Raw genomic sequence first — 9968 nt, forward strand, 5'->3', positions numbered from 1 at the left:
CGACGGCCGCGATGCTGCGGGCGATGGCGGCAGGGTTTTTGTGCTGCCAGACATTGCGGCCGATAGCCACACCGGCGGCACCGGCGTCCATGGCGTCTTCGACCATCTTCAGGAGGCCTGCGTCGTCTCCCATGGCGGCGCCACCGAGGATGATGACAGGGACGAAGCTCTGGCCGATGATGCGGCGGAAGTCGTCCACAGTACCATTGGTGGGGTAGGGGGTCTTCACGACGTCCGAGCCAAGTTCAGCTGCGAGGCGGACGGCGAAGCTGACATTTTCCACGGTGTATTTTTCCGGAGCACCCAGCGCGTAGGGCAGGGACTCAAGGATGACGGGAATGTCGGTGTCGAGGCTGAGGCGAATGAGATCGGCGCACTCCTGGAAATTGGCCTTCTCATAGGCGGAGAAGGGGTAGAGCATGTTCATGACGGCATTGGCACCGACCATTTCTGCTTCTTCTACGCCGAAGACGCCGATGCTGCCAGCGCCTTCACCCGTGGTGCGGGTGTTGTAGACGTCCGTGCGGAGGATGATGCCCTTGCCGGCGAGGCTGTCGGCCGCACGCAGGGCGACGCCGAGATTCATGACGTAGCCATCGACGAACTCATTGACCTGATCGATGAGCTGAAAGGGATTTTCCAAACCAGGCACAGGAATGGCGCAACCGTGGTCAATGGGAAGGATGACGGTCTTGCCGTTGCGAAAGAGGGATTCGAGATTTTCCTGGCGATTCATGGGGGCGGGATTGGGAATGAGACGTTTCTTCGCAGCGATGTACGCCGCGTGCAAACCAAAATCCACCCCTTCCGGCCTGCCGCATTCTCAGCGGGCAATTCTCTGGGGCTGACTTTTGACCTTTTCGATTTCTCGGTTGGAACTTTCCTCCGCGCGCTCAAAGCGTGTTTTGTCACGTTTGTGATCGCGCACCAGGTCAACCGTCCAGAAGGCTCCGCTGAGGCCGGTGGAGAGCAGGAGCAGGAACAGTGTGAAGCAGATGAAGGACATCTGGCGTTCCTGGCTGCGCCGCTGATCCCGATTGGAATCCACATCGAGCACTCCGAGCAAGTCCATCCACCAGAGTCTCCAGACACTCGGGTCACGTGCGATGTTCAATGCCCAGAAACTGACGAACAGCGCTAGAATGGAGGCGATGGCGAGGCCGATGGGCATACTATATCAAACTTTGCCCGGAAACACGCACGCAACGGATGTCGTTTTCAGATGAAGCTGCAGTCGCAATTCACCAGTTTTTGATCCATTTCACGGACACGGTTGGGTCCGTCAAAGTGCTGATGCTTTGCTTGGTGGTGTTGACCTCATCTTCTGAGTATGACCAGAGATCATACGTGGTGTTGATGGTGGTGGGAGTGGGGGAACTGCCCCCGCTTCCAGAGCCGGTCGTCGTGGTGGGGATTGCTGCTTTCAGGTACTGAAAGGGGTGACCAAAGCCGTCGATCAGCATGAAAGTGTTGCCTTTTCGGGTGAAGATGGTCTGGGGGATTTCGACGAACATCTTGTTTTTGAGCTCGGCAACGCCTTCCACTTTGCCATCCGACGTGCCGCCTGATCCGCTTCCTGAAGCATCGCCGGTGACCCCCTTGATCTGGTCGTAACCGTCACCAGTCAGCGCCTGATAGAGGCAAGAAGCCCCGGAGGTGTCATACGTGGCCAAGCCGGGAGGAAACTGCACCATTTGATTGCTGTTTGCCGGCTGTGGGTATTCACCGAATTCCGTGTTGTAGCGTTCAAGGGCGAGTTTGATCGCCTCAAACGTTCCTGTGGTAAGGCGCCGTTTTGAGGAGCGCATGGCATAGGTGTATCCGCCCATGGTCAGGGCGGCAAGCAACGAGATGATGGTGACCACGATGAGCATCTCCACCAGTGTGAAGGCGCGCGTACGTGAATGGAATGACAGGCGGGTTGATTTCATGACTCCAAGGTTGGTTGGGGGTGGTGTCCAGTCTTAGCCGCCAGCGCCGCTGAGGTTTTTAATCACGTCGATGAGCGGGAGGAAGAGGGCCATGACGATGACACCCACGACGAGGGCGAGCACGACGATCATCAGGGGCTCCAGCATGGAGGTGAGGGCGGAGACGGAATTGTCCACTTCGTCTTCATAGACGTCAGCGATTTTCAGAAGCATTTCAGGAAGCTGGCCGGTTTCCTCGCCCACGTCGACCATGGAGATCACCATCGGGGGGAAGACTCCGCTGGACTCCAGAGGCGCCACCATGGACTCACCTTCTTTCACTGCGTCATGCACCTTGGTGATGGCGTCGGAAATGATTGTGTTGCCGGCGGTGTCACGGGTGATGTTCAAGGCCTGCAAAATGGGCACGCCGGAGGTCACCAGCGTTCCCAAGGTGCGGGTGAAGCGCGAGATGGCAGTTTTGCTCTGCACATCGCCGAAGAGCGGGAGTTTGAGCTTGGAGCGGTCGATCCAACGGCGTCCGCCTTTGGTGGCGGCCATCATGCGCCAGCCGGCGATGATCGCTACCAGACCGGCCACCTGATACCAGATGTAGTCGTACATGGTGCGGCTGAAGCCGATGACGAATTTCGTCAAGGCCGGCAGCTTGTCTTTGCCGCCCGGGATCATGTCATCAAAGATGGACTCAAAGCGGGGAACGATGACCAGCATGAGGAAGACCATGATGGCTGCGGCGATGAACATGACGATGATCGGGTAAACCATCGCCGCGACAATCTTGTTCTTGAGCTTCTGGGCCTTTTCCTGGTATTCGGCAAGACGGTTGAGCACGAGCTCAAGCACACCGCCAAGTTCACCGGCTTTCACCATGTTGATGTAGAGCTTGTTGAAGATGCGCGGGTACTGCTGGAGGCTTTCTGAAAAGGTGCTGCCAGTCTGAACATTGTCCGCCAGGGTGGTGATCGTGCCTTTCATCACCAGATTGGGCTCCTGACGGCCCAGCACGGTGAGACCGCGCAGCAAAGGCAGGCCAGAATCGATGAGCGTGGCGAGCTGGCGCGTGAAAATCATCAGGCTCTTGCTCTTTACCTTGGCGTTTGCGCCGACTTTGACGGTCTTCGTTTTGCCCTTGGAGGTGGATTTGACGCGCTTCTTGATGGCTGCCGCCTGGCCCTGGCCTTCGGCGGCGACGCTGGTCGGATAGAGACCGGTCTGGCGCAGTTGATTGATGGCATCTGCCTCGGAGGCAGCGTCAAGATCTCCGGCGGTTTCCTGTCCGTTCTGATCCAGGGCGATGTAATGAAACGTGGGCATAGGGGCGTATCGTGGCGGCGTTAGTTCAGGGTAATTTTAGAATACCGGGACGGCGGGTGTTCTGTCCATCAAATAATGTACAGGGTTGCACTCGGAAGGGGCGCCGTCTGGCGTTGCGGGATCAGGTGTATTTCAGGACTTCCTCGATGGTCGTTGATCCATCGTAAATTCCGCGCAGGCCGTCTTCACGCAGGGTGACCATGCCAAGTTCGATGGCTTTCTGCTTCAAGACGATGGAGGGAGCGCGGCTGGTGATGAGCTCGCGGATGGGGTCGGTGACGTCCAGCAGCTCGTAGAGGCCCTTTCGGCCTTTGTAGCCGCTGTTGCCGCAGGCGGAGCAGCCCGAGCCGGTGTAGAACTGCTTCCCACCGAGATCCTCCGGCGTTAGACCAAGCTGATTGAGAATGCTCAGGCTCGGTTCATACGGCGAACGGCAGCTTTTGCAGATGGTGCGCAGAAGGCGCTGGGCGAGCACACCCTCCAGAGTGGCGGAGACGAGGAAGGGTTCCACCCCCATGTCAACCAGACGGGTGACGGCCCCGGCGGAGTCGTTGGTGTGCAGGGTGCTGAGCACCAAGTGGCCGGTAAGTGACGCCTGGATCGCGATCTGGGCGGTTTCAAGGTCACGCATTTCTCCCACCATGATGCGGTCAGGGTCCTGACGCAGGAAGGAGCGCAGGGCCTTGGCAAAGGTCAGCCCCACCGCGTCATTGATCGGCACCTGCATGACGCCATCGAGTTCGTATTCCACCGGGTCTTCGGCGGTGATCAGCTTGCAGTCGATGGTGTTGATCTTCCGCAGGCAGGCGTAGAGAGTAGTGGTCTTGCCGGCTCCGGTCGGACCGGTGACAATGAAGATGCCGTTGGGCTTGTGGATGGTCTCGACGATGTAGTCTTGAAGGAAGGGCTGCATGCCCAGCGCATCGAGCTCGATGTTGATCGAGGAGCGGTCAAGAACACGAAGCACCACGGACTCACCGTGCTGCGTGGGCAGGGAATTGACGCGCATGTCCACCGGCTTGCCGCCGACGTTGGTCATGATGCGTCCGTCCTGCGGGATGCGGCGCTCGGCGATGTTCATGTTCGACATGACCTTGATACGAGAAATGATCGAGGTGGCCAGATGAATGGGCGGCGGCGCCATTTCATACAGCGCACCATCCACACGATAGCGGATTTTAAACTCACGCTCAAAGGGCTCAAAGTGAATGTCGCTCGCGCGCTCCTTGATGGCCTGCTGCATCACCAGATCGACGAACTTGACGATGGGCGCGGAATTCGCTTCGGCTTCGGCGGTGATCCCGTCTTTGCCGCTCTTGCCGAGCTGGCCGAAGATTTCCTCAATGCTGGGTGCGCCAGCGCCATAAAACTTTTCGATCAAGGTCAGCACCTGGCTGCGACGGGCGACCACCGGCACAATCGTTTTTTCGAGACCAAAGCGCAGGTCTTCCACCAGCTGGGGATTGAGCGGATCAGTGAAGGCAACGTGCAGGCCCTGCGCATCCAGAGTGATCGGAAACGCTCCGTAGAGGCGTGCCATGCCCGCTGGAATCAACGCGATGACGGAGGGCGGTGGTTCGAAATTGTCGAGGTCGAAGTGGTCGGCACCGAGTTCATCGGCGACCTGCGCCCAGAATTCATCCTCATTGGTGTAGATGCCGTAGGCCAGCAGCACCTGGACAATGTCTTTGCCGTTTTGCACGGAATCCTGCTCGATGTCGTAGGCGAGACCTTTGTCGATCACGCCCCGGCTTTTGAGCATCTCTACCACATTATGGGGAGTCATAGTCGTCTGTAAGAAATGAAGTTCGTTGGGGAAGTCTGGGAGTGAGGATCAATCGGCGTCAGACATGGTCGCTTCGATCACTTCGTCGGCGGTGGTCATGCCGGAAAGCACCTTGCGGATGCCGTCCTCACGCAGTGTGCGCATGCCCAGTTCGCGTGCTCGTTTGCGCAACTGGGGAGTGGTGAGCTGCTGGTTGATCATGCCGCGCACTTCGTCGTTGATTTTGAAAATCTCCACGAGGGACATACGACCGCGGAAACCGCGCTGGCGGCATTTGGAGCAGCCGACGGCGCTCATGATGGTGGACTCAGCCATCTGGGCAGCTTCGAGACCGAGGGAACGCAGCTCATGGGTGGAGAGTTTGCCGGGCTGTTTGCAGTCTGGGCAGAGCTTGCGGACGAGTCGCTGTGCTTCGATCGCGCGGACGGCGGAGGCGGTGAGGAAAGGCTTGACCCCGATGTCCGTGAGACGTGCCACGGCGCTCGGCGCATCGTTCGTGTGCAGCGTACTGAAGACCAAGTGACCCGTGAGCGATGCCTGGATGGCGATGGAAGCCGTCTCCAAATCTCGAATTTCCCCCAGCATGATGATGTTCGGCGCCTGACGCAGCATGGCGCGCAGCGCAGCGGCGAAGGTCATGCCGACGTCTTCCTTCACCATGACCTGATTGATCCCCGCGAGTTCGTATTCGACAGGGTCTTCCACCGTGATGATCTTGCGGTCAGGACGGTTGATGAAATTGAGGCAGGCGTACAGCGTGGTCGTTTTGCCGGAGCCCGTGGGGCCGGTCACCAGAATGATGCCGTCAGGCAGTGTGATGAGCTGCTCAAAGGAGGCCTGGTCATCACTCAGGAATCCCAGGTCCACGAGGCCGAGCTTCAGGCTGCTTTTGTCGAGCACACGCATGACGACGCTTTCGCCGTTGTTGGTGGGGATGATCGACACACGCATGTCGATCTCCTTGTCATTGAAGTGCATCTGGATGCGGCCGTCCTGCGGGATGCGCTTTTCATCCAGCTGCATGGAGCCGGTCATGATTTTGAGACGCCCGATGATCGCGGAATGGAGGCGTTTGGGGTGATGCTCCACGTCCACGAGGACGCCGTCCATGCGGTAGCGGATGCGGATGTCCTTCTCCAGCGGCTCCACGTGAATGTCTGAAGCCTTTTGCTTGAAGGCCTCCATCAGCATGTTCTGCACCAGCCTGATGACCGGAGCGTCAGCGTCTGAGGAAGTGCCAGCGTCTGCGCCCTTCGTTTCAATGCCAAGAATGGCTTCATTGCCATAGATATTGGACTGCACCGTCTTGATCAGACCCGGGGTGGAGCAGTAGTACTCAATGTCCGGCTGCAGCACATGCGGCAGAGCATCCAGCGTTTCGAAGTCAAACGGGTCGGACACTGCAATCTGCAAGGTGCTCCCGTTCATCCCCAGCGGCGCGATTTTATATTTCTTGGCCACATCCACAGGAACGAGTCCCTTCAGGCCAGGATGTGCTTCGAAGCCATTCAGATCGACGTATTCCATGCCGGAGCTGACGGCAACCGTGCGTGCGATCTGCTCGTCGGTGATCGTGCCTGTTTTAACCAGAATGGCAACGGCGCTCTCTCCAGGTTTCAGACCTGTTTTTGCATGCTGGATGTCACGCTCGGACAGCTGGCCGGTTTCCAGGAGCTGTTCGAGGAGGTATGCTTCATTGGAGTACATGAATTCGGATCTGCTTGGCGGGTGGTGCGTGAAAACGGTATTTTACGATAATCATCAGACTACAACCTCACGCAGGAAAGTGTCAACGTCTCGGCGCGCGCAACATGAAAATTGATGACAATGAATGACAAACCGCTCCCGGAATGAGCGTTCGACTTGCCCTGCCCACCAATCACGACGACTCACCACCACCATCATGCACATCGCTCAGCGCCTTTCCGTCCCGTTTCTCGGCATCTGCCTTGCTTTTTCCAGTTTCACTCCGAGCAAGGTCGGGGCACACGATGCGGGCACGCAGATGTCCGCCATTGCCAAGGTTTTTCTGGCTGCGCTGACCCCGGAACAAAAAGCGAAGGCTTGTTTCGAATTTGCCGCCGAGGAGCGTGAAAACTGGCACTTCATCCCGCGTGAGCGCAAGGGGCTGCCCCTCAAGGAAATGACGCCGCAGCAGCGTCTGCTCGCCCACGCTCTCCTGAATACCGGTCTCAGTTTCCGTGGCTCCGCCAAGGCGGTGACGATCATGAGTCTTGAAGAAGTGCTTTATCAAATGGAAGGCGCAGATGTATCCAAGCGCGCCGCCGTCCGTGAAAAGCGTGATCCAGAAAAATACTTTGTCTCGATTTTCGGCGAACCCGCCGACAAGGGAGCTTGGGGCTGGCGTGTGGAAGGACATCACCTGTCCTTGAATTTCACCATCAAAGACGGCCAGATGCTCCGTGCCACTCCAGCTTTCATGGGCACCAATCCGGGTGAAATCCGCCAAGGGCCGCTCACCGGACTGCGCGTGCTGGGGATTGAGGAGGAGCTGGGCCGTGAACTGGTCAAGTCTCTCACGCCCGAGCAGTTCAAGACGGCGTTCGTCGCAACGGAAGCTCCCAAGGAAATGATCACCGCTGCGGAGCACAAAGTGAGTCCGCTGGCACCTGCCGGTCTTGTCGATTCCGAACTCAACCCGAAACAGAAGGACATGCTCACGCGCATCATCGCCGAGTACATTGACCGGATGCGTCCCGAAATCGCTGAAGCCGCCCGCGCTGAGTTTAAAGAGAGCGGTCCGATTTATTTCGCCTGGGCTGGTGGCAAGGAGCGCGGCGAACCGCACTACTACCGTGTGCAGGGCAAGACCTTCCTGCTCGAGTATGACAACACCCAGAACGATGCCAACCATGTGCACAGCGTCTGGCGCAGCTTTGACGGTGACTTTGGCCGTGATCTGCTCGGTGAGCATGTGAAGAAGGCTCATTGATCCTGGCTGCTCCATGCGGGAATGATGGTTTTCCCGCATGAGATGGTGCGCGCATTTTGCGTGCCTATTCTCGTTGCACACATCTATTCGCAAGCTGTTCACAGCTTGTTCGCTGTGTTTGAACAGATCTTCACATTTTAATGCAAATTAATTTTGAATGTTTTGTTCTCACGGATGGAAAATTCAAAAAATATATCGAAGAAGAGCTTGTTTCATGTGTCGGTTTCGACATACAAAGAAGTGTCGTTTAAAAAGATATTCGATGGCCTCCTGATTGCTCCCATTTGAATCCTACCGACGCATCTTACCAACCTAATCCCGACCTCATTCTTCCAGAAACAATCATCATGGCGCGCAACGATGAAAACTCGAATCACACTTCCCTCAATGGCTCGGCTCACCATGCAAACACCGAACTGTTCACGCCTGTTCCCACGGTCTGGGATCAGGTCTGCGAAGTTTTGGTGAAGCGCCTGGGGGGCGACAACTTTCAGCGCTGCTTCAGCGGCACCTCCGGTCGTCTGGCGGATGATGGCAGGTTCATCATCACCGTGCCGAATCCGATCCACCAGCTCTGGATCGAGAGCAATCACACGGTGGCCGTTGCCGATGCCGTGGCTGAAGTCACAGGAGTCCCTGCAGTCATTGAGTTTCATGTGGCAACGGAGCCGACCCCCGTTTCCTACGCGCCAATGCCTGAACTCAAGGCGGCGCGTGTCAACGCCGGTGACCAGGCTCCGATCCGTTTCTTCAGTGAAGCGGGATTGAATGCCAAGTTCAACTTCGACAGCTACGTCATCGGTCCAAACAGCAGCTATTCCGTGGCTGTTGCCAAGGCTGTGGCTGAAAAGCCGGGCCGCATCTACAATCCGCTGTTTTTCTACGGTGCCACCGGCCTTGGCAAGACGCATCTCCTGCAGGCCATCGGCCAGGAAGTGCTGGCGCGCAAACCACGTGCCAACGTGCGCTACGTCACCTCCGAGCAGTTCACCAACGAGTTTGTGGACGCCATCAAGCGCCAGACCTTCAGCCAGTTCCGCCAAAAATACCGCAAGGTGGATGTGCTGCTCATCGACGATGTGCAATTCTTCGAAGGCAAGGACAGCACGCAGGAGGAGTTCTTCCACACCTTCAACGAGCTCTTCAACAACGCGAAGCAGATCGTCCTCGCCAGCGACCGCCCGCCGAGCGAAATCAAAAATCTCGAAAGCCGTCTCGTCTCACGCTTTGAGTGGGGCCTTGCCACGCAGATCCAGGTGCCGGACTTTGAAACCCGCATCGCCATCCTGCGCCGCAAACAGAGCGACTTCAATGTCTCTCTCGACCCATGGATCCTCGACTTCATGGCACAGCGCATCCGCATCAACGTGCGCAAGCTGGAAGGCGCGCTCATGCGCGTGGCTGCCCACGTCTCCCTCGAAGGCACCGTCCCCACGGAGTCTGCGCTCGCGACGATGCTTCATGATGTGATCGATGAAGATCCTTCAAAGACCGTCACCGTGGACCGCATTCAGCGCATCATCGCCACGCATTACGATCTGCGCGTCAGCGACCTCACCGGCCCACGGCGTCCGAAAAACATCGCCGAAGCCCGTCAGGTGGCCATGTATCTCACGCGCACCCTTACCAAGCTGCCGCTCGTGCAGATTGGTGATGAATTCGGCGGCCGTGACCACGGCACCGTCATCCACGCCTGCAAAGTCGTCACGAACCTCGTCAACGGTTCCAACGACTTCAAGCGCACGCTGGATTCACTCGCTGGGAAAATCCGCGAGAGCTGAATCACGCTCCCACGCGTGGCCTGGAGCATCGAGAACGCACGAGCGTTTTGGAGTGCTCCAGTCCTCTGGAGCTTTGCGCAGGCATAGAGACGTTCGAAAGCGCCGGAGGACCGGCGCATTGATTCGCTGCGCTCACCCTCCGGGCAGCCTGCGGCTGTCTATTTGCCTTCGGCGGTCTTCGACCCGCTTCGCTCCGATTCCTG

General features: G+C 57.8%; 8 protein-coding genes. 2 read left to right on the forward strand and 6 right to left on the reverse strand.

The features are described from left to right. From ACIREA_RS18155 to ACIREA_RS18180, 6 genes are all read right to left on the reverse strand, one after another. A partial coding sequence (locus tag ACIREA_RS18155) for a class I fructose-bisphosphate aldolase (protein ID WP_397383744.1) occupies positions 1 to 736 on the reverse strand: 736 nt, incomplete at its 3' end. A gap of 87 nt (positions 737 to 823) precedes the next feature. After that, positions 824 to 1171, reverse strand: a complete 348-nt coding sequence (locus ACIREA_RS18160) for a hypothetical protein (RefSeq protein WP_397383745.1) — start codon at positions 1169 to 1171, stop codon at positions 824 to 826. 70 nt (positions 1172 to 1241) lie between these two features. After that, a complete protein-coding gene (locus ACIREA_RS18165) occupies positions 1242 to 1931 on the reverse strand; it encodes a type II secretion system protein (RefSeq protein WP_397383746.1) in 690 nt (229 codons plus the stop codon). Positions 1932 to 1964: 33 nt separating this feature from the next. Continuing rightward, positions 1965 to 3245 carry a type II secretion system F family protein gene (locus tag ACIREA_RS18170; protein WP_397383747.1) on the reverse strand — a complete coding sequence of 427 codons (1281 nt, stop codon included), beginning with the start codon at positions 3243 to 3245 and terminating at the stop codon, positions 1965 to 1967. 121 nt (positions 3246 to 3366) lie between these two features. Further along, on the reverse strand, positions 3367 to 5031 hold the full coding sequence (locus ACIREA_RS18175; protein WP_397383748.1) for a GspE/PulE family protein: 1665 nt from the start codon (positions 5029 to 5031) through the stop codon (positions 3367 to 3369). A gap of 48 nt (positions 5032 to 5079) precedes the next feature. Next, positions 5080 to 6738, reverse strand: coding sequence for a GspE/PulE family protein (locus tag ACIREA_RS18180; RefSeq protein ID WP_397383750.1), 1659 nt, complete (start codon positions 6736 to 6738; stop codon positions 5080 to 5082). A 124-nt stretch (positions 6739 to 6862) separates the two neighbouring features. Here ACIREA_RS18180 and ACIREA_RS18185 point away from each other — a divergent pair, with 124 nt between their 5' ends. Next, complete coding sequence (locus tag ACIREA_RS18185; RefSeq protein WP_397383751.1) at positions 6863 to 7984, forward strand: DUF3500 domain-containing protein; 1122 nt, start codon at positions 6863 to 6865, stop codon at positions 7982 to 7984. A gap of 347 nt (positions 7985 to 8331) precedes the next feature. Then, a complete protein-coding gene (gene dnaA, locus ACIREA_RS18190) occupies positions 8332 to 9765 on the forward strand; it encodes a chromosomal replication initiator protein DnaA (RefSeq protein WP_397383752.1) in 1434 nt (477 codons plus the stop codon). Positions 9766 to 9968 lie beyond the last annotated feature (203 nt).

The organism is Prosthecobacter sp., from assembly GCF_044373815.1.
In the GTDB taxonomy this organism is placed as follows: domain Bacteria; phylum Verrucomicrobiota; class Verrucomicrobiia; order Verrucomicrobiales; family Verrucomicrobiaceae; genus Prosthecobacter.

Excerpts from the sequence above, each read along its gene's own strand:
- ACIREA_RS18175 (WP_397383748.1), bottom strand. The coding sequence starts at position 5,031 with ATGACTCCCCATAATGTGGTAGAGATGCTCAAAAGCCGGGGCGTGATC.
- ACIREA_RS18185 (WP_397383751.1), top strand. The coding sequence starts at position 6,863 with ATGACAAACCGCTCCCGGAATGAGCGTTCGACTTGCCCTGCCCACCAA.
- dnaA (WP_397383752.1), top strand. The coding sequence starts at position 8,332 with ATGGCGCGCAACGATGAAAACTCGAATCACACTTCCCTCAATGGCTCG.
- ACIREA_RS18165 (WP_397383746.1), bottom strand. The coding sequence starts at position 1,931 with ATGAAATCAACCCGCCTGTCATTCCATTCACGTACGCGCGCCTTCACA.
- ACIREA_RS18180 (WP_397383750.1), bottom strand. The coding sequence starts at position 6,738 with ATGTACTCCAATGAAGCATACCTCCTCGAACAGCTCCTGGAAACCGGC.
- ACIREA_RS18160 (WP_397383745.1), bottom strand. The coding sequence starts at position 1,171 with ATGCCCATCGGCCTCGCCATCGCCTCCATTCTAGCGCTGTTCGTCAGT.
- ACIREA_RS18170 (WP_397383747.1), bottom strand. The coding sequence starts at position 3,245 with ATGCCCACGTTTCATTACATCGCCCTGGATCAGAACGGACAGGAAACC.